Origin of the sequence: Microbacterium sp., from assembly GCF_031178445.1 — a bacterium.
GTDB lineage: Bacteria > Actinomycetota > Actinomycetes > Actinomycetales > Microbacteriaceae > Microbacterium.
On the sequence record NZ_JAPSIY010000001.1, the window covers coordinates 161,801 to 182,232 of the forward strand.

A 20,432-nucleotide genomic window follows, 5' to 3' on the forward strand; every position below is an offset into this window, starting at 1 on the left:
CAATGGTCTCCATGGTTGAAGACCGCGTGGACTCCGGATCCACCGTGGGGCGCGCAGCCGAGATCGTCGGGGTGACGGTGCGCACACTGCACCACTGGGACGAGATCGGCCTTGCCACGCCGTCACAGCGCACCCCGGCCGGCTACCGCTCGTACACGCGAGACGACATCGATCGCCTGCATCGCATCGTGGCCTACCGCGAGTCGGGCCTGGGCCTGGATGCTGTGCGCGAGGTGCTCGACGACGCGACGGCTGAGATCGGCGAGACGCTCCGCGTGCAACGCTCCCGGCTCGCCGACCGCATTCGTGATCTGCAGCGCCTGGATCAGCGCCTGGAGCGGCTCGGCGAGGCGCATGAGCGCGGAATCCTGCTCAGCGACCAGGAGCAGGCCGAGACGTTCGGGAGCGACTGGGATCCCGCGCGGTCGAGCGAGGCGCGGGTGCAGTGGGGTGGATCGCTGCAGTGGGCGCAGTTCGCAGAGCGGTCGGCGACACGCAGCCGTGACGAGTGGCGCGTACTCGCCGACGCGATGTCCGTCCTGCAGATGGACCTCGGCGACGCGCTCGATCGTGGTGTGACTCCGGGCAGCGCTGAGGCGAACGAACTGGCCGAGCGCCATCGCGGAATCTTCTCGAACTTCTTTCCGCTCAGCCGCGAGATGCAGGTCTGCCTAGGCCGCATGTTCGAGTCCGATACCGGCTTCTCCGCCCACTACGACGGCATCCGGGCCGGCCTCGCGTCGTGGTTCCGGCAGATCATCGACGAATCGGCTCGGGCGCACGGCATCGATCCGGATGCCGCCGTCTGGCGGTGAGAAGGCGGCATCCGAACCCCGCGGTTGCGGATCAGCCTTTGGCGTACTCGGCGAGCACCACTCCCGAGCCGAAAGCCGTCACCGACGTCGGCGCGGTCCTCTGCGGCGCGTAGTCGCGGTCACCGAACCACCGGATGCCGTCGCCGAAGAGCACCGGGTTCACCTTCAGCGCGAGGCGATCGATCTCGTCGACCAGAGCGGCGGCGAGCGACCCGCCGCCGCAGAGCCAGATGCCCTTGCCCGGCTCGCGCTTCAGCTCTCGCACCATCTCGACGGGGTCGCGGTCGGTGAACTCGACCCCGTCCGACCCTGCCGGTGGCTCGTGGTCGCGGGTGAACACGATCTGCCGCAGGTGGGCGTAGGGGCTCGGCAGGTCGGGCAGACCGACCGCGTAGGTGTTCCACCCCATGAGGACGGTGTCGAACGGGCCGTCGTCCACGGGGATTCCGACGGCGTCGGCGAGCGCCGTCGGAACGGTGCCACGGTACTTCTCGCCGATGGCGGTCACATGGTCACCCTCGAAGAGGAACCGGTCGTACTCGCCGGCCGGCCCGGCGATGAAGCCGTCGAGGGTGACCGCCACGTAGTAGGTGAGTTCTCGCATCATCTTCCAATCACAACAGGTGCAGTGGTTAGAGACTACAACAGGTGACGTGGTTGAGCTAGTGTCGAGGCATGGCGAAGAACGAGGCACGGCGGAACGCCCTGGCGGATGCGGGCATCGCCGTCCTGGCCAGGGAAGGCTCGCGCGGGCTGACGCACCGCGCGATCGATGCGGAGGCCGGCGTGCCGACGGGCACGACGTCGAACTACTTCCGCAGCCGCGACACTCTCATCTCTGGTCTCTTCGCACGCATCGGGGACAGGCTCGCGCCCACTCCCGAGGACCTCGCCGCCCGCGCCTCGGCGCCCCCGACTCGGGAGCTCTTCGCCGACTACGTCCGCGACATCGTGCGGCGGCTGACGACCAATCGCGAAGTCACCCTCGCCCTGTACGAACTGCGGCTCGAGTCGGCGCGCCGCCCCGAACTGGCCGAGGCACTGGGCGATTGGCAGCGCGCCGGACTCGAGGGCGACATCGCCTTCAACGAGGCGGCGGGACTGCCGGGCGGGCGGCGGGAGATCGCCCTGTTCCACTATGCGATCGAGGGCCTCGTTTTCGATCGGCTGACCTCACCCATCGATCCGGACACCCCGACCGACGACGTCGTCGACGCGCTGGTCGCGGGCCTGCTGCCTGAGCATCCGCCGGCTTGATCGACCGCCGCCGCCCGACTACTCCTGTCCGGTGTAGAACCCGTACGTCGCCTCTGCAGCTCGGCGGGCCACCTCGGCATCGGCACCCGCGGCGATGTGGGCGGCCGCCCACCTGTCGGCGACCCGCCGCGTGAACGATCGGCCCTCATCCGACAGCTGCCACTCCGCGGCGTCCGCCGGAGTGACAGAGCCCTCAAGTGCCCCGAGATGCAGGGCAAGACCCAGGAGCGCCTGATCCCACCCGACACCCGTCGCTCCGGGGCCGAACATGTTCCACATCTGCGCGGGGACGTCGGCGGTTCGAGCAGTGTGCTCCAGCTCGAGACGGGTGCGTTCGTCACCCAACGCCGTGAGACGCACTGCGAGCCAGCTGACGCTGCCGCCGTACTCCCAGGTGACCCGGTACCCGGCCTCACCTCTGCTCGGAGCGCGGCACTCGAGCACCTCACCGCCGGCGTTGCGCTCGAGCTGATAGCGTCCGCCGAGGCGTAGATCGCCGCTGACCGGCAGGAACCACCGCGCGATGCGCTCGCCAGCGGTCACCGCCTCCCAGACATCGTCAATTCCCGACGGGTACTCCTGCGCGAGCGTCTGCACGTGGGCCTGGTGACCGTCTGCATCTTCCGTGCGGAGTTCGCGCGTGACAGCGTCGGCCTGCTTCTGCACATCCACCATGATCATTCCTCTCCATCGTCGAGTCGGTTGTCGTTCTCGGATCCGGGGTTGCCCGTCGCACTCCGGGCGCGTTGGACCCGGCCGCGGGCGAGTTCGGTGTCGAGCGCTGCGAGCGGGCCGCGCCAGAACCGCTCGAAAGCGGTCAGCCAGACATTCGCCTCCTGCATGCCGCGGGGATCGACCGCATACAACCGGCGCGCACCCTCGGCTCGCACGGTCGCGAATCCCTGTTCGCGCAGGACCCGCAGCTGCTGTGAGACCGCGGGCTGGCTGATGCCGAACTCGGCCTGGATCGTCGCGCCGACCGCGCCCGCGGGCCGCTCCCCGTCGGCGAGAAGTTCGAGGATGCGGCGGCGGACGGGATCACCGAGAACGTCGAGCGCGTGCATGTCAGCCATCATTGCCTCTGCGCTTATATAAGTCAAGACTTAATTTATTGGTCCGCACGCCGCGGGCACCGCGGTTCGTCTCCGGCTCGGGAGGGAGCAGGAGGCACCCTGAGCACGAATCCGCCCTCCCCCGGGAGGGAAGGGCGGATCTCACGTGCTCGGGGACGGTGGTCAGATCTTCACGTCACCGATCAGGTTCACCTTGATGCCCATGCCGTCGAACATCGCAGCCTTCGCGATCAGCGCCTTGTCGGCCGTCTCGGCGTCGGGCGCGTAGACCAGCTGAGCGTGGTTGGCCTTGTGGCGAGCCATGAACTGGTCGCGTGTGACGCCGTGCAGCACGACGTGCGCGAGGGGCCACTCGGGGTTGGTGGCCTCGCGGCGGCGCCGGGTCTCCTCCTCGGGCAGCTCCACGACCGTGGCGCGGAAGATGTCGGCCTGCAGGATGCCGTCGGCGATGAACACGCGGCTGAGCACGACCTCCCCGGGCTTCGAGGTGCCGTTGAGGGTCGCGCCTCCCGCCGGGAAGAAGACGTGCCCCTGTCGCCATCCCTCTGCCTTGTCCCAGCCGCCGAGGTGCGAGGCGGGAACGGAACCCGAGATCTCATACGCCCACACGAACTCGCCGTCGTACTCCTCGCCCCAGCGCACGTCGTGCAGCGTGTTGTCGGGCACCAGGCCCATCGCGCGCCAGACGCGGTCGGTGACGAGCGCGTCGACAGCGACGCCCTCATCGGCCTCGTTGAAGTGCGGGAAGGCGCGGCCGGCGTGCAGCTCGCGCTCGCCGTCGCGCGAGTACACCGGGGGGCGCTCGGTGGAGTTGAGGATGCCCTCGGCGAGATCCGATGCGGGCACGAGGTCTTTCAGGCCCTGCTGGTACTGGATTCCGACGGCGTCGAGGCCGAAATCGTCGGCGATGCGCAGGGCCGCGATGTACATCTTCATCTGCCACTGCACCTGCTCGCGCGTGAGCTCGGTGGCGCCGTCTTCGCCGAAGCGGAACGTCATGCCGTGGTCGATCAGCCAGTCGTAGGCGGCATTGGCTTCGTCCTCGCCGACGTTGAGCATCTCGGCGTACAGGGCCGACTGCGACAGGCGCTCCTTGTAGATGCCGGTGAGGTTGAGCAGCTCGTCGTCGAAGATGGCGTTGTACATGCCCATGCAGCCCTCGTCGAAGACGCCGATGATGGCCTTCTCATCGAGCAGCTGCTTGGCCAGCGCCTCGCCGAGCTGCTTCTCAGGGCTCTCGGGCAGCGCGGGCAGGGGACGCACGTGCGAGGCATCGTGAGTGATCGTGCTCGTCTCGGTCCACTCGCGGATGCCGTCCTTGAACCACTGGTCGGTGAAGTCGACCGACCAGGTCGTGGAGTAGGGCTTGTCCATCTTGGTCAGGCCGGCGTTCAGCCCGAGCAGACCGACCAGGCCGGGCCAGTCGCCGGCGAAGTTCGCGACCGTGAGGATGGGCCCCTGGTGGCTGCGCAGGCCTGCGAGCACATGGTGCGAGTACTGCCAGTTGGCGATCGCGACGATCAGCGGCGCGTCGACGGGGATGTTCTTGAACACCTCGAGGCCCATGCGCTGGCTCGAGATGAACCCGTGTCCGGTCTCGGGGTCGACGTCGAACGCACGGATGACGTTCCATCCGAGCTCGTCGAAGACCCGGCCGACGCCGGCCTCGAGCTCGACCTGCGTCGGCCAGCCGCCGATGTTGGCCGACTCGCGCAGATCGCCGGAGGTGATCAGGTACGCGGTCTTCGGAGCGCTCTGCGGCCGCGAGAGCGGGGTGGGAAGGGTGTAGCTCATGGGTTTCTCCGATGGGTGGGTGGGTGTCAGGCGTCGCGCTGCTGCGCGGCGAGCTCGTGAACGATGTCCTTGGTGCCCGCGTACAGGCGCACATACCGGTCGAACAGCCGGTCGTAGGCGTCCCGCAGGCGCGGGTCGGGCGTGATGGTCTCGGTGATGGGGTTCCAGTCCGTGATGACCGGATGCGCCCCGGGGTCGGCGACGGCGGATGCCGCGAGGAAGGCGGCGCCGTAGCTGGCGCCGATGGTCGTGGCGGGAACCTCCTGCACGAGACCCGTGATGTCCGAGACGATCTGCAGCCAGAGCCGCCCCTGCGTTCCTCCTCCGACGGCCACGATCCGCCGGATGTCGGCTCCCGCCGCACGCATGGTCTCCACGTTGTGTCGCACGCCGAGGGCCGTGGCCTCCAGCGCCGCGCGGTAGAGGTCACCTCGGCCGTGCTGCAGCGTGAGCCCGGCGATGACGCCGCGAGCATCCGGATCCTGGATCGGAGTGCGCTCGCCGGCGAAATACGGCAGCATCAACAGTCCGCGCGCTCCGGGGCCCGATTCGGCGGCTTCTTCGAGCAGCTGCGGATAATCGGCGGTGGTCAGCTCTTTCAGCCAGGCGGTGAGTGCACCCGAGGTCGACAGCCCTCCGGCGAGATTGCGGGTGCCGGCGAAGGCGCCCGCAGTGGTCCACATCGACGGGGTGCGCAGCGTCCGCTCGCCGGTGGCGACGAGGAACATGGTCGTGCCGTACATCAGCATGAGATCGCCGACCTCGTGTGCACCGACGCTGACCGCCTCGGTCCACGCGTCGATCGTCCCGGTGATCACGGGGGTCCCAGCGGGGATGCCGGTCGACAGCGCCGCGGCATCCGAGACGGTCCCTGCGATCTCCCCCGCCCAGGTGAGCGGCGGCTGCTCGAGGCGGTTGGAATAGCGCTCCCACCACGGGCCGTGCCAGCGCTCGTTCTCGATGTCGTAGAGCGGCGACGTCTGGCTGGCCGACTGGTGGTCGAGGACGTACGCGCCCGTGAGCTTGCGCGCCAGCCAGGATGCGGGCATGAACAGGCGCTTCGCCCGCGCCCATGATTCGGGTTCCTCGTCGGCGACCCAGGCGATCTTCGCCCCACCGGCCTGCGAGGTGAGGGTCGAGCCGCCCACGCGGGTGATCTCGTCCTCGCCGAGTTCCTCTGTGAGGCGCCTGATCTGCACGGTGGATCGGGTGTCGACGCCGTAGAGGATCGCCGGGCGCACCGGCTCGTCGTTCTCGTCGGCGAGGAGGACGCACGGCCCCATCCCGCTGACTCCGACGGCGGCGACTTCAGCCTCGGGGCGCGCGGTGAGCAGCTCCCGCGCGATGGCGACGAACTCGTCCCACCAGATGCGGCCGTCCATCTCGACCCACCCGCTGCGCGGACGGTCGACGTCGTGCGAGCGAGTGGCCGACAGCAGGATGGAGCCATCCTCGGTGACCAGCACGCCCTTGCTGCTCGATGTGCCGATGTCGACCCCGAGGGTGCAGCGCATGTCGTCCTCCTCGACGTGTCCGTCAGCGCTTCCGCGCGTATCACCAGGGTACGCGAAATCGATTTCATGACGCAAGTGCCGCCGATCTGCGCACGCACGGTGACGCGCCGTCAGCGGCTCGCGCTCGCCGCCTGCAGTTCGTTCCGCAGCACGATGGTGCGTGCCGGCTGATCATCGCCGCGGATGCGCTCGAGGAGCATCTTCGCGGCGGTCACACCCATGTGCCGGGCGGGCAGGCGCACGACCGTGACGGCGCTCGGCGACAGAGTGGTGAAGGGGAGCCCGCCGATCACCGCGACACCGACGCTGGGCGGTGTCAGCCCGTGCTCGGTGAGGACCTGGATCGCTCCGACGCCGATGAGGTTGTTGCCCGCGACGACGGCATCAGGCGGCTCCGGCAGCGCGAGAAGCTCCTCCATCGCCAGGCGCCCGCCGTCCACGCGGAAGGACGAGAAGCGAAGCAGGTCGAGCGGCGGCTGCAGACCCGCTGCACGATGGGCGGCACGCCAGCCCTCGGCGCGTTCGGCCGAGGTCTCGATGTGCTCGGGGCCACCGATGTACGCGACCCGCCTGTTGGATTCGAGCAGGTGCTGTGTGGCCAGGCGCCCCGCGTCGCGGTTGGCCATGACGACCCCGTCGATGTCATACCCGGTGCTGCGATCGACCGCGACGACGGGGCGCCCGGTCGCGATGACCTCGTCGAGGCCGCTGTGGTCGGATGCCGGCGCGAGGATCACACCGGACATGTGCTCGGCGATCGCGATGCGCAGATACGTCGACTCCTTCTCGACCTGCGAGTCTGAGTTGCACAGCACCACCGAGTACCCCGCCTCGCTCGCGACGTCCTCGACGCCGCGAGCCATCTCGGTGAAGTACGGGTTCTCGATGTCGGGGATGACGAGTGCGATCACCTCGGAGGTGCGCCTGCGCAGCGTACGAGCCGTGCGGTTAGGCACGAAGCTCAGCTCAGCCGCCGCTTTGCGCACGGCTTCGACCTTCTCGGACGAGACGCTCGTGCCGTTGAAGACCCGCGACACCGTCGCCGGCGAGACGCCCGCGCGTCGGGCGACATCGTAGATCGTCGTCATAGCCGTCCCCCTGCAGCCGGATTGTAATCACCTTAGTCGCCACGCGACCTGGGATCCTCGCTCGTCAGCGGGCGTGCGCGTCCTCCTCAGCGGTGGTGGCGATGTGCTCCTTCAGTCGCTCGAACACCGCGTCCAGGCGCGTGCGGTCCTCTGCCGTCAGGTGCGGCAGCGGGGCTCGGCATTCTCCCAGCGGCACGGACAGCTTCCCGTTGAGGTACTTGGCAGCGCCGAAGACGCCGACCGCGACCATGCTCTCGACGGTGTCGTTGATCCGGACCTGCACTGCCCGTGCGCCGTGTGAGTCGCCCGCCTCGAACCGTCGGCGGAGCGACCGGAACAGGTCGATCTGCAGGCTCACCGTGGTGCCGATGGCGCCACGGGCACCGATCGACAGCGCTGGAAGATAGAACTCGTCGAAGCCGTTCACCAGTGACAGATGTGCGTGACGCGTGATGATGCGCTCGGCGCCGTAAAGGTTTCGCGACGTGTGCTTGACCCCGATCACCTGCGGCAGTTCCAGCAGTTCCTCGAAACCCCCCTCCGAGATGTCACGGCCCGTGAACTGCGGAATGTTGTAGAGCAGAAACGGCAGCTCGACCGCGTCGATCACGGTGCGGAAGTGGCGCACCACATCGACGGTCGAGTAACCGTAGTACAGCGGCGGGATCATCGAGATCGCCGCGACACCGCTCTGCTTCGCCGCGCTTGCGATCCGGATCGCCTCGCCGGTGGTCATCGCGCCGACGTGCGAGATCACCGGGACACGCCCCGAGGCGGCTGTCACAGCGGTCTCCGCCACTTGAACGCGCTCGTCCTCCGACAGCAGCACGCCTTCGCCCGACGAGCCGCAGACGTAGACGCCTTCGATGCCGCGCGCGATGTCGCCATCGAGCATCGCTGCGAGAGCACCGTGATCGACGCCCTCGTCGGCGCGCATCGGCGTCACCGCTGCGGAGAACAGGCGATTGCCGATCAGGTCGCTCACCATGCGGTCCATCCCCCGTCGACGACGAGATTCGAGCCGGTCATGTAGGCCGAGGCGTCGGAGGCCAGGAACACCAGTGCGCCGTTGTACTCATCGGCTTCGGCCATCCGGCCGATCGGCATCCGCGCAATGTAGTTGGCCTGGAACTTCTCGTCCTGAGTGTCCCGCCGCACGCCAGACGGAGTCAACGTGTTCACCCGGATACCGGCGCGACCCCAATAGGTCGCGCAGTAGCGGGTGAGGTTGTACAGTCCGGACTTCGCGGCCGAGTACGCGACCGGCTTGATGAAGGGGATGCCGGTGTCCTCCTTCTTGTACGCGTAGATGTCCTGCACGGGCGAGACCATGCCGTAGATGGAGCCGACGTTGATGATGGACCCGCCCAGCCCGGCGTCACGCATGCGCCGTCCGGCCGCCTGCGTCACCAGGAACGTCCCGACCAGGTTCGTGTCGACCACCTCGCGGAACACCTCCACCGGGAACTCCTCGAACGGCCCGGATACCTCCGGTGGTGCACTGGGCTGGGTGTCGAGCCCGGCGTTGTTCACGACGACGGTCGGGACGCCCCATGCGTCCACGATGCTGTCGAGACCGGATTCCACGCTCTTCTGATCCGTGATATCCATCACGACAGCGAGCAGACGACCATCCGGCTCCGCGATGCCGAGGCGATCGGCCGGGTCGCTGACCTCGTTTCGCGATGTCACTGCGACCCGAGCGCCGCGAGCGTGCAGCGACCGCACGAACTCGGCGCCGATCTGGCCGAAGCCACCTGTCACGACGACGACCTTGTCCTTAACCGAGAACAGCGGGTCGAAAGCTTCAGACATGAATTCTCCTCAGAGGTAGCGGGGTCAGCCCTTGACGGATCCGGCGGTCAGCCCGGACACGATGCCGCGCTGCGCCCACAGGAAGAAGATGATCGCCGGGAGCGCGAACAGCAGCGCGCACAGCATGACGACGTTCATCGGGGTGTAGAACTGCCCGAGGAAGGACGACAGCCCGACGGATGCCGGCCACAGATCACTGTTCGAGATGAAGGTGTTCGCGAACATGAACTCGTTCCAGCCGTCGAAGAACGCGATCACAGCGGCGGCGGCGATACTGGGCATGATCAGCGGCAGCACGATCGTGAACAGGATGCGCAGTCGCGAGCATCCGTCGATGCGGGCGGATTCCTCGATCTCATAGGGGATCTTGTCGATCCCGCTCTTGATGATGAACATGCTCACCGGCATGACGAACGCGGTGTCGGCCAGCACGAGCCCCCAATGGCTGTTGAGCAGACCCGCCCCGGCGAAGATCGCGTACAGCGGGACGATGATGAGAGCTTCCGGCAGCATCTGCGTGCTGAAGAAGATGAAGCCGGCGACGCCGCGGCCGTGGAAGCGGTAACGGCTCAGGGCGTACGCGGCCATGGTGGCGAGCACCAGGCTGAGGATCGTGGTCCCGGCGGCGATCACGAAGGAGTTCCCCAACCAGCGGATGATCGGGATGTCCGCGAGGAAGCCGCCCCACTGACCGATGTTCTGGAACTCGGGGAGCAGCGGCTGCCCATCGCGGTACAGCGACGCCTCGGTGCCCAGAGAGGTTCCCAGCATCCAGTACACCGGGAACCCGGCGAACACGACGAGGAGTGTGATGAGCACGGCCTTGCCGAGACTGCCGAGTCTGGCAGCTACGCCACGCCTGCGCGGGATGTCGGTGGGGATCCGCACGGTGGTCATCGCTGGTTCTCCTGACGTTCCTGGATCTGCTCGACGATGAAATACACGACGGTGACGAGCAGCGAGAGCACCAGCCCGAGAGCCCCGATCGCCGCGGCGCGGCCGAGGTTCTGATCCTGGAAGGCGGTGCGGTACACGTTCACGACGAGCGTGTTCGTCACGTCGAGGGGACCACCGCCGGTGATGAGGAAGATGATCTCGAAGCGCCGGATCGACCAGATCGTCATGAGCAGGGTGATGACCCGGATGGTCGGCATGATGTGCGGCAGCGTGACCGCGAGGAAGGACTGGAACCGGGTCGCGCCGTCCACCCAGGTCGCCTCACGCAGCTCGTGCGGCACGCTCTGCAGCGCGCTCAGCATCACGAGCATGACAAGCGGCGTCAGCTTCCAGACGGTGGCGAACGTCACCGCGAACAGCCCGTACTGCGGGTCGACCAGCCATCCGTGCTGTCCCAACCCCAGTGCGGCTGTCGAGCGGTTGAGGATGCCTTGCTCGTTGTTGTAGATCCAGACGAAGATGAGTGCGGCCGCGACCGTGGGCACCGCCCACGGGATCGTGGCGATCGCCCGCACGATCCCCCTTCCCTTGAAGGCGGTGTTCAGCAGCAGGGCGGCGGCCGTGCCGATGCCGACGGCGAAGACGACGGTGAAGAGCGTATACAGCAGCGTCGTGATCACCGAGGACCAGAACTTGTCGCTGCTGAGCAGGTAGTCGTAGTTCTCGAAACCGACTGAGCGACCGCCGGCGGGGTTCACCAGTTTCGTCGCGGTGAACGACAACAGCACACCACGGATCAGCGGAAAGACCGTGAAGACGGCCAGATAGGCGATGGCCGGGAAGAGAAAGAGGTACGCGCCGTTGCGCTCAATGAAGCGACCGAATGCGCCGGTGTCGCGGCGCCGTCTCTTCGGCGGCACGACGGGAGGCGCCGTCCGCGGCGCGTCGAGAGTGCTGGTGGCCATGGCCGGGTGTCCTTTCGAGGGGTTCCGAGGGATCCGAGGGGCGGCGGCCGAAACCGTCCGCCCCCCCGGAAGGCTCAACCGAGCTCGGCTTCGAGGCTCTTCTGAACCTCGGCGAGCCTCGCCTTCACGTCGCCGCCGTTGACCCGCAGGTCCTCCACGGCGGTCAGAACCTCACGCCAGATGACCTTGCTCTCGGTCTCGAAGCCCTCGACGAGAGTGGACTTCGAGGTCTTCGCCGCCTCGAGGAACTGCGACGCCCAGGGGTTCGCCTCGAGGAACTCGGCATCGGGCTCGACGTCCGTCGCCATCGCCGACGCGCCCAGACCGGCTCGAATGGCGGTCTGGCCCTCTTCGCCGAGCACCCAACGCACGAAATCCTTCGCCGCTTCCTTCTTGTCACTGTTCGCGTTGACGGCGATGATCAGCTGCGAGTTGGAGCCAGGGTTCGCGAGCGGCAGCGGCGCGGCGCCCAGGTTCTGACCGTTGACGACGTTCTCGGGATTGCTGGTAATGGTCGTGGCGACGCCGGAGTTCTCGAAGAGCATGCCGACCTGGCCCTGCCCGAACTTGGCACGGAACGTAGAGGCGTCGTCGCCGATCGGGGCAACGCCGGACGTGAACGTGCTCAGGAACGCCTCGACCGCCTCGACGTTCTCGTCCCTGTCGATCGTGAGCTTGTCGCCATCGCTCAGCTCCCCGCCGAAGCCGTAGATCCAGTTGGCCATCTCGAGCGTCCAGCCATCGATCTCCGCCGTCTGGTGGCGGCCAGCCCAGCCGGGGATCCCCAGCTCATCCTTGATCGTCTGCGCGGTGGTGAGGAACTCATCGAACGTTGTGGGCACCTCGAGGCCCAGGTCCGAGAAGATGTCCTTGTTGTAGATGACCGTGCTGTACGTGGGCCGCTCCCAGTTGAAGCCGTACTGCGCTCCGTCGAAGACACCCGCCTCGTTCGTGTTGTTGAGGCTGTCGCCCAGCTCTTCCGCGATGTCGTCCAGCGGTTCGAGCACGCCGGCGTCGACGAGAGAAGCGAACTGGCTGTCCTGAAGAACCATCACGTCAGGGCCGCCACCGGCGCCGAGCTCGGTGCTCAGCTTGTCGGCGTAGTTGGCGAAGGGGATCTCGACCTTCGTCAGCTCGATGTTGTCATCCGGTCCGGTGTAGCCCTTGACCGCGTCCCAGATGATGGGCCCCTTGCCGTCCTCGAGGAACTGCCAGTTCGAGAAGGCGAGCTCGCCTCCCGCGTTCTCACCGCCGGCGCCTCCTCCTGAAGCGCAGCCGGCAAGGGCGACGGCTGCGGCTGCGGCGATGCCCGTGATGCGGAGGGCGCGAGCGCGTCCTGACGGGTGGGCGTGGTTCAACTTCACTGTTCACTCCTTTGGCCAGCAAGGCTTCTGCAACGGTGCGTACGATCATCTCTACCGCAGCTGAGATGAAATCGATTTCGTCGCGAGCGTATCGCCACGCTTTGCTAGTTGTCAAACAGTCGGGTTACACCCCCGCCGACACACGCGTAACAAGCGTCAGCCGTGAGCCTCGTGCTGTGACATCGATTTCCGCCGGAGAGGGGAGCCGTCCGACCCTGAGAGAGCACGGAACCACGAGAAACCACATCGAACACGAGAAACCACGCCGCCCGTGATGTCTCACGCGCGACGTGGTTTCTCGTGAAGCGGCTGCTCGAGCCTCAGGCGTACGCCCCCACGACGCGAGCGACCTCGGCCTTCGCATCGGCATCCGGTTCATCCAAAGCCATGCGGCAGTACGCGTCGGTGACACCGAGCACTCGGTAGCCCTCCTTCATGCGGGCCATGTCGCCGCCGATGGTCGCGACGACCTCGTCGACGGCGGCCTGCGCTGCGGCGATCGCCGATGCCTCACCCGATCGCGCCGCGTCGGCCAGTGCGCGGAACGGCTTGGGGGTCACCGACGAGACACCGGAGACGACGCCCTGCGCACCCGTGTCGACGGCGGCGACGAGGTCTCGGTCGGCTCCGGTGTACAGCTCGAAATCCGCCGGCACCGCCGCGCGGTACGCGGCGAGCTCGTCCAGCGACAGCTCGCTGACCTTCGCGCCGACGACGTTCGGCAGCGTCGCGAGCCGCACCAGCAGCTCGGGCGAGACCGGGTTCCCGCTGCGCGCGGGGTAGATGTACACGTACAGGCGCCCGTCGCCGACGGCATCCGACACCTGCCGGAAGTAGTCGAAGACGGCGTCGTCGGACGAGCGCAGGTAGTACGGGGTCAGCGCAGCGAACTCCTTCGCGCCGCGCTCACGCGCGATGCCGACCAGGCGCACGGCCTCGAAGGCGCTCGGCTGCCCCACGTGCACGATGACCCGCATCCGGTCGGCGAGCTCATCGAGCGCAGCCTCCACCACTGCCGTGAACTCGGCCAGGTCGATCGAGGGGAACTCGCCTGTGGTGCCCAGCACGAACGCGCCCTCGTTGCCTGATTCCCCGACGTAGCGGAAGATGGCCCGCGACCCCTCGAGGTCGAGCGATCCGTCGCGGCGGAACGCGGTGGGGATCGCGGTGAGGATGTCGTAACGGGTCACTTCTCGTTCTCCTTCTCAGCGCGGCGCTTCCTGCGCGCGCCCTTCTTCTCGGTCTTGCTCGCGGGGACGCTGCGCACCGTCGAGGTGAGCAGGTCGGGGTCGGCTGCCAGCTCGTCGCGCGCTGTGGTGATCTGCTGCACGCTCTCGGTGTCGAGCACCGAATCCTCGAAGGACGTGCGCTTCTCGCGGGGCGTCCGTGCCGCGCGGATGGCCGGCATGACCACCGAGAGCACGGCGAGCAGCAGGAGCGCGATCGCGATCGGGCTGACCACCTCGAAGAACGGCCTCGTCGGCAGGATCGCCAGAGTTCGCGCGAGGTTCTCCTCGGCGAGCGGGCCGAGCAGCAGCCCGAGCACCACAGGCCCTGCGGGCACCTGCATGCGCTTCATCAGCACGCCGATCACGCCGAACACGAGCATCGTGATCACGGTCGACAGGCTGTTCGACGTCGCATACGTGCCGATCACGCAGAAGATCAGGATGCCGCTCCACAGGTACGGCTGCGGCACGTCGAGCAGCTTGACCATGCCCTTCATGCGCACCAGGCTCAGCGCCAGCGACAGCAGCGTCGCGATCAGCATGATGCCGGCGATCGAGACGACCAGGTCGGGGCGGTTCGAGAACAGCGTCGGCCCTGGCGTGATGCCCCAGATGATCATCGATCCGATCATGACGGCCATCACCGAGTCGCCGGGGATGCCGAGCGCCATCGTCGTGGTGAGCGACCCGCCCAGCGTCGCGCTGGAGGCGGTGTCGGATGCGGCGACGCCCTCGATCGAGCCCTTGCCGAACATCTCGGGGTGCTTCGAGACCTTGCGCGCCCGCTCCCACCCGATGAGGCCTGCGATGTCGCCGCCCGCGGCGGGGATCAGGCCGACGCCGAGGCCGACGGCACCGCCGACCGCCGTGGCGCGGCCGCCCTGCTTCAGCTCGGCGCGAGTGGGCCACCAGCGTCCGAGGCTCGAGATGGGGCGGACCTTCGACTGGCGATGGGTCAGCAGCTGATCGAACAGTTCGGCGATGCCGAACAGCCCGATGATGACGGCGATGAAGTTCACTCCCTCGACGAGCTCGAGGACGCCGAAGGTGAAGCGCTGGTCGGCCGTGGCGGCGTAGGTGCCGACGGTGCCGAGCATGAGCCCGAAGAGTCCGGCGAGGATGCCCTTGAGCATCGACTTCGACGAGATGCCGATCATGATCGCGATGCCGAAGACGACCAGCGCGAACAACTCCGGCGAGCGGAAGTAGTCGCGTGCGAAGCTCGCGATCGGCACCGCCGCGACCGAGAACAGCACGAGCGAGGCGAGGATGCCGACGGCCGAGACGATCGCCGAGATCGTCAGCGCGAGACCGGCCCTGCCCTGTTTCGCCATCGGATAGCCGTCGAGTGTCGTGGCGATGGAGGCGGGTGTGCCGGGGGTGTTGATGAGGATCGACGGCACCCTGTCGCCGAAGTTCGCGGCGACGTAGATCGTGAGCAGCACCGCCAGGCCCTGCACGGGTTCGAGCGTCATGGTGAAGCCGGCGGCGAGCGCGACGGCCATCGTGGCGGTGATGCCGGGGAACGCGCCGACCATGAAGCCGAGCACGAGGCCGACGCCCATGTACAGCAGCATCGACACGTCGAGCAGGGAGTTCACTCCCTCGATGAAGGGGTTCACAGCGGGATCCTCAGGAGCATGCCGAACACGACGTAGACGAAGGCGGTGACGGCTGCGGAGTAGATGACCAGACTCAGCCAACGGCGGTGGCCGTAGACGAGCATGAGCGAGGCCATCAGCAGGCCGGCCGCGACCGGGAACACCTCGATCCGGTAGCCGAACAGGATCACGGATCCGAGCGACCACAGCGCGATGAAGGCGATGGAGATCGCGAGCGTCAGGCCGACGCGCAGGATGCCGCCTCGCTGGATGCGCTCGATGTCCTCACGCCCGGGTGCGGGACGGGAGATCGCGATGACGAGCAGCAGCACGGCGACCACGACGGCGGATACGCCGATGACCGTGGGCCAGAAGCGCGCGTCGAGCTGGCCGGGCGAGGCCTCGCGACGCAGCGGGATCTGCACGGAGAGTGCGAGGTAGCCCGCCGCGATCGCGAGCGCCACCGCCGCGAACGCGATCTCCAGGGGGCGGGACGAAGCCGCCCCCTGATATTCGTCCTGCACGGCCGCGGACATCAGCCCAGCAGATCCTGGAACAGCGCGAACTGCTCGCCGACGTACTCCGTCCATTCGGCCGAATCGCGGTACACGACGAGGTTTCCGGCGTCCGCCTGGAACTTCTGGTACGACTCCGATTCGACGGCCTCCTTGACGGCCGACTCGAGCTTCTCCTTGACGTCGTCCGGGAGGCCCTTCGGGGCGTAGATGCCGCCCCAGCCGCCGAACTCGACGTCGTCGCCGATCGCCTCGGCGACCGTGGGAACGTCCTCGGCATCCGGGTGGCGCTCGTCGTGCATCACCGCGAGGATCTTGACGGCGTCGCCCTGCGCGAGTGCCTCACCGAGACCCGATACGGCCGCGACCGTCTCACCGGATGCGGCAGCGGCGACAGCCGTGGCGCCGCCGTCGTACGGCACTGGCGTGAACTCGGCGCCGGTGGCGTCACCCAGACCGAGGGTGGCCGCCTCCCAGATGGACCCTGCCCCGGAGGTGGCGACGGTCACGGCGCCGGACTTCGCCTGCGCGACGAGGTCTTCGAGCGACTCGATGCCGCTGTTCGCACCGACGGTGACGACGCCCGGCGCGAGCATGATCTGGCCGAGCAGATCGTAGTTCTCGGGCAGGACCTTCGCGTCCTGCGTGGTGTTGAGCATAGCGATCTCGACGGGCGCGAAACCGATGACGTATCCGTCCGGGTCCTGCGCGCCGACGTACTCCATGGCCAGCGCGCCTGCGGCGCCCGGCATGTTCTCGGGGATGACGCTGACGTCGAGGATCTTCTCGAGCTCGGTTGCCAGGGCGCGCGACGACAGGTCGGATCCGCCGCCCGGGTTCGCCTGGATGATCAGGCGGATGTCCTTCTCGGGGTAGGTCGACTCCGGGCTGCTCTCCTCGACCTTGGTGCAGCCGGCCAGGACGAGCGCGGTTGCGGCGACGGCGGCGATCGCTGCGGCCGTTCGGGACATACGGATGCGGGGCATCTTTGCTCCTCGGTGCTGGTCGACCGGGTTGTCGACGATCGCGAGCGTATCAGTGTCGACTGTTAACAGTCAACACTGATAGAACGAGTGGGCGTCTGCGCCGCGCGCTCGGGTGGCTCAGGAACCCTGCGCGGTGAGCTCGCTCAGCATCCGCTCGCGCGCGCCGTCCAGGTGGGCCGTAAGCACCTCCGCCGCTGCGGTCGCATCCCCGCCGCGCATGACGTCCATCAGCGCGACATGATCTGCGGCCGAATCGTGCAGGTCGTCGTCGTGGTTGATCGTGACGTCCAGCAGGGCGGTGAACGTCGGCAGGTACTGACGCCACGCGCCTTCGAGGCGCGGGTGATCGGCGAGCGCGTAGATCTGCGAATGGAAGTCGAGGTCGGCGACCACGAAAGCGGCATGATCCCCGGCGTCCGCCGCCTCGGTCATCCGGCGCACGGCATCCTCCATCGCAGCCCAGCGGGCGCCGTCCGCGACACGTATCGCACGCGACAGCGCCAGCTGCTCGAGCGCACCCCGCAGACTGTAAAGCTGGTCGACGTCGTCGCGCGTGAGACCGACGACGAAGACGCCACGCGGTCGCTGGATGCGTACCAGCTTCTCGAAACTGAGCTGAGTGAGCGCATCACGGACGGGTCCGCGGCTCACCGTGAACTCCTCTGCGAGCGCCTCCTCGGTGATCCGCTCGCCCGGGGCGATCTCTCCACGCACGATGCGCTGGCGCAGGACGTTGGCGATCTGCGCGCCGAGCGACTCTCCGCGCTTCACTGTGTCGGCCATGGCCCTCCCCTGTTGACTGTTGACAGAGTACAGCCTGTCGATCCTCCGTTAGGCTTTACAGGTCGACGTCTCACGAGGAACAGGAAGCGAGGTGGTGCCGCATGTCCAGTGACAGTCACAGTCGCAGACACGTTCTCCCTCCCGCTTCCGCACCGCTCGGCTGAGTCGCGAACGCGGCGTCTCTCTGCGACGCACTCCCGCGATCGTCTCCGCATGCCTCCTCCAGCCATGCGCTCCGCGCGGTGCCTTCCCCGAAGGCATCATGATGACTCCCACTCAGCTCCAGAACGTCGCCGACGCCGCCGACTCGATCTCTCAGCTCATCGCGCGCGGTGACCTCGCCGGCGCATCTGCATTGCTCACGCCTCTTGCGATACCGGAGCTCGTCGAGCTCTTCGATCGGCTCAGCACCGAGCACGCAGCGATCGTCTACCGCCTGCTGGCGAAGCCGCGGGCACTCGGCGTCTTCGAGGCTCTGTCGCCCGGCAGCAGGGGCGACCTCGTCGGCGCGCTGCGCAACGTCGAGGTGACGAGCCTGTTCGCCGAGATGGACCCCGATGACCGGGTGTGGCTGCTCGACGAGCTTCCCGCCTCCGTCGCCCCGAAGCTCCTGCGCGGTCTCACCCGCCAGGAGCGTGACCTCACCTCCGGGATGCTCGGCTACCCGCAGGATTCGATCGGCCGCCGGATGAGCCCCGAGTTCGTGACGGCCCATCCGCAGCTCACCGTGGCCGAGACGTTCTCCCGCGTGCGGGCCGCACTCGACAGCGCCGAGACGGTGTACACGCTGCCGGTGACCGACGAGGTCCGCCGCGTCGTCGGCGTCGTGAGTCTGCGCGACCTGATGTCGGCCGACGAGAGCACCCTCGTGAAGGACCTCATGAGCGACGCGCAGGTCGCGATGGTGTCGGAGGAGGCCGAGACCGCCGCCCGCCGCATGACCGACTTCGGCCTGCTGGCGCTGCCCATCGTCGACAGCGAGGAACGACTGGTCGGCATCGTCACGATCGACGACGCCGCCCGCATCCTGAAGCAGGAGGAGAGCGAGGATGCCGCGAGGCAGGGTGGAGTGGAGCCGCTGCGGCGCTCCTACCTGTCGACGCCCATCCGCCTGCTGGTCCGCTCCCGCGTGGTCTGGCTGCTGGTGCTCGCCGTCGGCGCGACGCTCACCGTGCAGGTGCTCGACGCGTTCGAGGCGACGCTGGCTCAGATGACGGTGCTGGCGCTGTTCGTGCCGCTGCTGATCGGCACCGGCGGCAATACGGGCAACCAGGCGGCGACCACCGTGACGCGCTCTCTCGCCTTGGGCGAGGTGACCCCGGGCGATGTGCGCAGGGTGCTCTCTCGTGAGATCCGAGTCGGCTTCAGTCTCGGTCTGCTGCTGGGCCTGCTCGGATTCGCACTGGCCGGGCTCGTCTACGACTGGCACGTCGGCCTGGTGATCGGGCTCACCCTGGTCGCGGTGTGCACCGTGGCGGCATCCATCGGCGGCATCATGCCGCTCGCCGCACGCGCCATCAAGGTCGACCCCGCGGTCTTCTCCAATCCGTTCATCACGACCTTCGTCGACGCGACCGGGCTGATCATCTACTTCCTGATCGCGAGGGCAGTGCTCGGCATCTGACCGCGCGGGCCTTTTCCTCAGAGGTACCCGCAGAACGTCATGGTGACGAGGGTGGTGGCCGTCACGAGGATCCAGAGGACGGCCCCGAGGATGAGCGGCTTCCACCCGGCCACCCGGATCGCCCGCAGGTCGGTCGACAGTCCGATGCCGGCGAGGGCGGTCGCGACCAGGAAGACGCTGACCTCCTTCAGCATCTCCCCCGTCGTCGGCGGGATGACGCCCGCGGAGTTGAGCAGCGCGACCGCGACGAAGCCGATCAGGAACCACGGCACGAGCGTCAGGGCCTTGGAAACCGAGAACCCGGGCTCGTTCTTCCGGCGTCGGGCGTCGACGACGGCCAGGCCGACACTCACCGGGATGATCATCAGCGTGCGCACGAGCTTGACCACCACGGCGACGCCGAGCGATGCAGCCCCGTAGACACTGGCGGCGGCGACGACGGAGCTGGTGTCGTTGACCGCGGTCCCGGCGAGGAGGCCGAACGCATCCGGCGACATCCCGAGTGCGTGCCCGAGGAAGGGGAACGCGACGACGGCGAGGACGTTGAACAGGAAGATCGTGGAGACGGCATAGGCGACCGACGAGTTCCTGGCCCGGATGACCGGAGAGACGGCCGCGATGGCGGATGCTCCGCAAATGGCCGTCCCGACTCCGATGAGGGTGGTGACAGCGGAGTCGATCCGCAGGGCGCGGCCCAGCGCCCAGGCCGCGAGCAGGCAGACCGCGAGCGAGATCAGCATCACGGGAAGCGATCGGACGCCCACCTGCACGACGGCGCCGATCGAGAGCTGCGCGCCGAGCAGCACCACCGCGCATTGCAGCACGAACTTCGACGCGAACGTCACGCCGGCCATCAGCAGGCGAGCGGGACGGCGGACGACGGCGATCAGCACACCGATGAGCACCGCCGGTATCGCGGCGCCGAGCAACGGGGCCCACCCGCCGATCGCTGTCGCCATCGCCGCGATGGCCGCACAGGTCGCCAGCCCGGGGAGGACCTCGACGACCCCGACCGTGGTCCCTCTTGGCGATGCGGCGATCTCGGAGCTTTCCATATCTCCACTGTCGGAGACAGCACGTCCGCCGGCTACGGGGCAGGATCTTGTACGGTT

General features: G+C 67.8%; 20 protein-coding genes. 3 read left to right on the plus strand and 17 right to left on the minus strand.

Going from position 1 to position 20,432, the window contains the following annotated elements; translation table 11 throughout:
* The first annotated feature begins 11 nt into the window (after nt 1-11).
* Nucleotides 12-815 (plus strand): MerR family transcriptional regulator, encoded by an 804-nt coding sequence (locus RIN43_RS00750; RefSeq protein WP_309126960.1) that lies wholly within the window; start codon nt 12-14, stop codon nt 813-815.
* 31 nt (nt 816-846) lie between these two features.
* Here the strand turns inward: RIN43_RS00750 and RIN43_RS00755 are convergent, their stop codons facing one another.
* Entirely contained in the window at nt 847-1,422 is a 576-nt protein-coding gene (locus RIN43_RS00755) for a dihydrofolate reductase family protein (protein ID WP_309126961.1), read from the minus strand.
* Between the two features lie 68 nt (nt 1,423-1,490).
* Between RIN43_RS00755 and RIN43_RS00760 the strand changes: the two genes are divergently transcribed.
* A complete protein-coding gene (locus RIN43_RS00760; protein ID WP_309126962.1) occupies nt 1,491-2,072 on the plus strand; it encodes a TetR/AcrR family transcriptional regulator in 582 nt (193 codons plus the stop codon).
* An 18-nt stretch (nt 2,073-2,090) separates the two neighbouring features.
* Here RIN43_RS00760 and RIN43_RS00765 read toward each other — a convergent pair whose 3' ends face one another.
* The 15 genes from RIN43_RS00765 to RIN43_RS00835 form a co-directional block, all read right to left on the minus strand.
* On the minus strand, nt 2,091-2,747 hold the full coding sequence (locus RIN43_RS00765; protein ID WP_309126963.1) for an SRPBCC domain-containing protein: 657 nt from the start codon (nt 2,745-2,747) through the stop codon (nt 2,091-2,093).
* Nucleotides 2,748-2,749: 2 nt separating this feature from the next.
* On the minus strand, nt 2,750-3,136 hold the full coding sequence (locus tag RIN43_RS00770) for a metalloregulator ArsR/SmtB family transcription factor (RefSeq protein ID WP_309127367.1): 387 nt from the start codon (nt 3,134-3,136) through the stop codon (nt 2,750-2,752).
* A 171-nt stretch (nt 3,137-3,307) separates the two neighbouring features.
* Nucleotides 3,308-4,939: a fucose isomerase gene (locus RIN43_RS00775; RefSeq protein WP_309126964.1), complete on the minus strand. Its 1,632-nt coding sequence runs from the start codon at nt 4,937-4,939 to the stop codon at nt 3,308-3,310.
* Nucleotides 4,940-4,965: 26 nt separating this feature from the next.
* Nucleotides 4,966-6,453 (minus strand): FGGY family carbohydrate kinase, encoded by a 1,488-nt coding sequence (locus RIN43_RS00780; RefSeq protein ID WP_309126965.1) that lies wholly within the window; start codon nt 6,451-6,453, stop codon nt 4,966-4,968.
* Nucleotides 6,454-6,563: 110 nt separating this feature from the next.
* Nucleotides 6,564-7,541, minus strand: coding sequence for a LacI family DNA-binding transcriptional regulator (locus RIN43_RS00785; RefSeq protein WP_309126966.1), 978 nt, complete (start codon nt 7,539-7,541; stop codon nt 6,564-6,566).
* A gap of 64 nt (nt 7,542-7,605) precedes the next feature.
* A complete protein-coding gene (locus RIN43_RS00790; RefSeq protein ID WP_309126967.1) occupies nt 7,606-8,529 on the minus strand; it encodes a dihydrodipicolinate synthase family protein in 924 nt (307 codons plus the stop codon).
* Complete coding sequence (locus RIN43_RS00795) at nt 8,523-9,356, minus strand: SDR family oxidoreductase (RefSeq protein ID WP_309126968.1); 834 nt, start codon at nt 9,354-9,356, stop codon at nt 8,523-8,525. Before RIN43_RS00795 ends, RIN43_RS00790 begins: the two co-directional genes overlap by 7 nt.
* A gap of 24 nt (nt 9,357-9,380) precedes the next feature.
* A complete protein-coding gene (locus RIN43_RS00800; RefSeq protein ID WP_309126969.1) occupies nt 9,381-10,253 on the minus strand; it encodes a carbohydrate ABC transporter permease in 873 nt (290 codons plus the stop codon).
* Nucleotides 10,250-11,218, minus strand: a complete 969-nt coding sequence (locus RIN43_RS00805) for a sugar ABC transporter permease (RefSeq protein ID WP_309126970.1) — start codon at nt 11,216-11,218, stop codon at nt 10,250-10,252. The genes RIN43_RS00800 and RIN43_RS00805 overlap by 4 nt, the downstream gene beginning before the upstream one ends.
* A gap of 74 nt (nt 11,219-11,292) precedes the next feature.
* Nucleotides 11,293-12,582 carry an extracellular solute-binding protein gene (locus RIN43_RS00810; RefSeq protein WP_309126971.1) on the minus strand — a complete coding sequence of 430 codons (1,290 nt, stop codon included), beginning with the start codon at nt 12,580-12,582 and terminating at the stop codon, nt 11,293-11,295.
* Nucleotides 12,583-12,902: 320 nt separating this feature from the next.
* Entirely contained in the window at nt 12,903-13,772 is an 870-nt protein-coding gene (locus RIN43_RS00815; protein WP_309126972.1) for a dihydrodipicolinate synthase family protein, read from the minus strand.
* Nucleotides 13,769-15,433 (minus strand): tripartite tricarboxylate transporter permease, encoded by a 1,665-nt coding sequence (locus RIN43_RS00820; protein ID WP_309126973.1) that lies wholly within the window; start codon nt 15,431-15,433, stop codon nt 13,769-13,771. Before RIN43_RS00820 ends, RIN43_RS00815 begins: the two co-directional genes overlap by 4 nt.
* Nucleotides 15,430-15,948: a tripartite tricarboxylate transporter TctB family protein gene (locus RIN43_RS00825; protein WP_309126974.1), complete on the minus strand. Its 519-nt coding sequence runs from the start codon at nt 15,946-15,948 to the stop codon at nt 15,430-15,432. Before RIN43_RS00825 ends, RIN43_RS00820 begins: the two co-directional genes overlap by 4 nt.
* Nucleotides 15,948-16,913 (minus strand): tripartite tricarboxylate transporter substrate binding protein, encoded by a 966-nt coding sequence (locus tag RIN43_RS00830; RefSeq protein WP_309126975.1) that lies wholly within the window; start codon nt 16,911-16,913, stop codon nt 15,948-15,950. Before RIN43_RS00830 ends, RIN43_RS00825 begins: the two co-directional genes overlap by 1 nt.
* A 117-nt stretch (nt 16,914-17,030) precedes the next feature.
* On the minus strand, nt 17,031-17,696 hold the full coding sequence (locus RIN43_RS00835; protein WP_309126976.1) for a GntR family transcriptional regulator: 666 nt from the start codon (nt 17,694-17,696) through the stop codon (nt 17,031-17,033).
* A gap of 265 nt (nt 17,697-17,961) precedes the next feature.
* Between RIN43_RS00835 and mgtE the strand changes: the two genes are divergently transcribed.
* Nucleotides 17,962-19,320 carry a magnesium transporter gene (gene mgtE, locus RIN43_RS00840; protein WP_309126977.1) on the plus strand — a complete coding sequence of 453 codons (1,359 nt, stop codon included), beginning with the start codon at nt 17,962-17,964 and terminating at the stop codon, nt 19,318-19,320.
* A gap of 17 nt (nt 19,321-19,337) precedes the next feature.
* Here the strand turns inward: mgtE and RIN43_RS00845 are convergent, their stop codons facing one another.
* Entirely contained in the window at nt 19,338-20,375 is a 1,038-nt protein-coding gene (locus RIN43_RS00845) for a putative sulfate exporter family transporter (protein WP_309126978.1), read from the minus strand.
* Nucleotides 20,376-20,432: the final 57 nt, after the last annotated feature.

Bases quoted from the DNA above. Each gene is read 5' to 3' on its own strand.
- RIN43_RS00750 (WP_309126960.1), top strand. From the start codon at position 12: ATGGTTGAAGACCGCGTGGACTCCGGATCCACCGTGGGGCGCGCAGCC.
- RIN43_RS00755 (WP_309126961.1), bottom strand. From the start codon at position 1,422: ATGATGCGAGAACTCACCTACTACGTGGCGGTCACCCTCGACGGCTTC.
- RIN43_RS00760 (WP_309126962.1), top strand. From the start codon at position 1,491: ATGGCGAAGAACGAGGCACGGCGGAACGCCCTGGCGGATGCGGGCATC.
- RIN43_RS00765 (WP_309126963.1), bottom strand. From the start codon at position 2,747: ATGGTGGATGTGCAGAAGCAGGCCGACGCTGTCACGCGCGAACTCCGC.
- RIN43_RS00770 (WP_309127367.1), bottom strand. From the start codon at position 3,136: ATGCACGCGCTCGACGTTCTCGGTGATCCCGTCCGCCGCCGCATCCTC.
- RIN43_RS00775 (WP_309126964.1), bottom strand. From the start codon at position 4,939: ATGAGCTACACCCTTCCCACCCCGCTCTCGCGGCCGCAGAGCGCTCCG.
- RIN43_RS00780 (WP_309126965.1), bottom strand. From the start codon at position 6,453: ATGCGCTGCACCCTCGGGGTCGACATCGGCACATCGAGCAGCAAGGGC.
- RIN43_RS00785 (WP_309126966.1), bottom strand. From the start codon at position 7,541: ATGACGACGATCTACGATGTCGCCCGACGCGCGGGCGTCTCGCCGGCG.
- RIN43_RS00790 (WP_309126967.1), bottom strand. From the start codon at position 8,529: ATGGTGAGCGACCTGATCGGCAATCGCCTGTTCTCCGCAGCGGTGACG.
- RIN43_RS00795 (WP_309126968.1), bottom strand. From the start codon at position 9,356: ATGTCTGAAGCTTTCGACCCGCTGTTCTCGGTTAAGGACAAGGTCGTC.
- RIN43_RS00800 (WP_309126969.1), bottom strand. From the start codon at position 10,253: ATGACCACCGTGCGGATCCCCACCGACATCCCGCGCAGGCGTGGCGTA.
- RIN43_RS00805 (WP_309126970.1), bottom strand. From the start codon at position 11,218: ATGGCCACCAGCACTCTCGACGCGCCGCGGACGGCGCCTCCCGTCGTG.
- RIN43_RS00825 (WP_309126974.1), bottom strand. From the start codon at position 15,948: ATGTCCGCGGCCGTGCAGGACGAATATCAGGGGGCGGCTTCGTCCCGC.
- RIN43_RS00830 (WP_309126975.1), bottom strand. From the start codon at position 16,913: ATGCCCCGCATCCGTATGTCCCGAACGGCCGCAGCGATCGCCGCCGTC.
- RIN43_RS00835 (WP_309126976.1), bottom strand. From the start codon at position 17,696: ATGGCCGACACAGTGAAGCGCGGAGAGTCGCTCGGCGCGCAGATCGCC.
- mgtE (WP_309126977.1), top strand. From the start codon at position 17,962: ATGACTCCCACTCAGCTCCAGAACGTCGCCGACGCCGCCGACTCGATC.
- RIN43_RS00845 (WP_309126978.1), bottom strand. From the start codon at position 20,375: ATGGAAAGCTCCGAGATCGCCGCATCGCCAAGAGGGACCACGGTCGGG.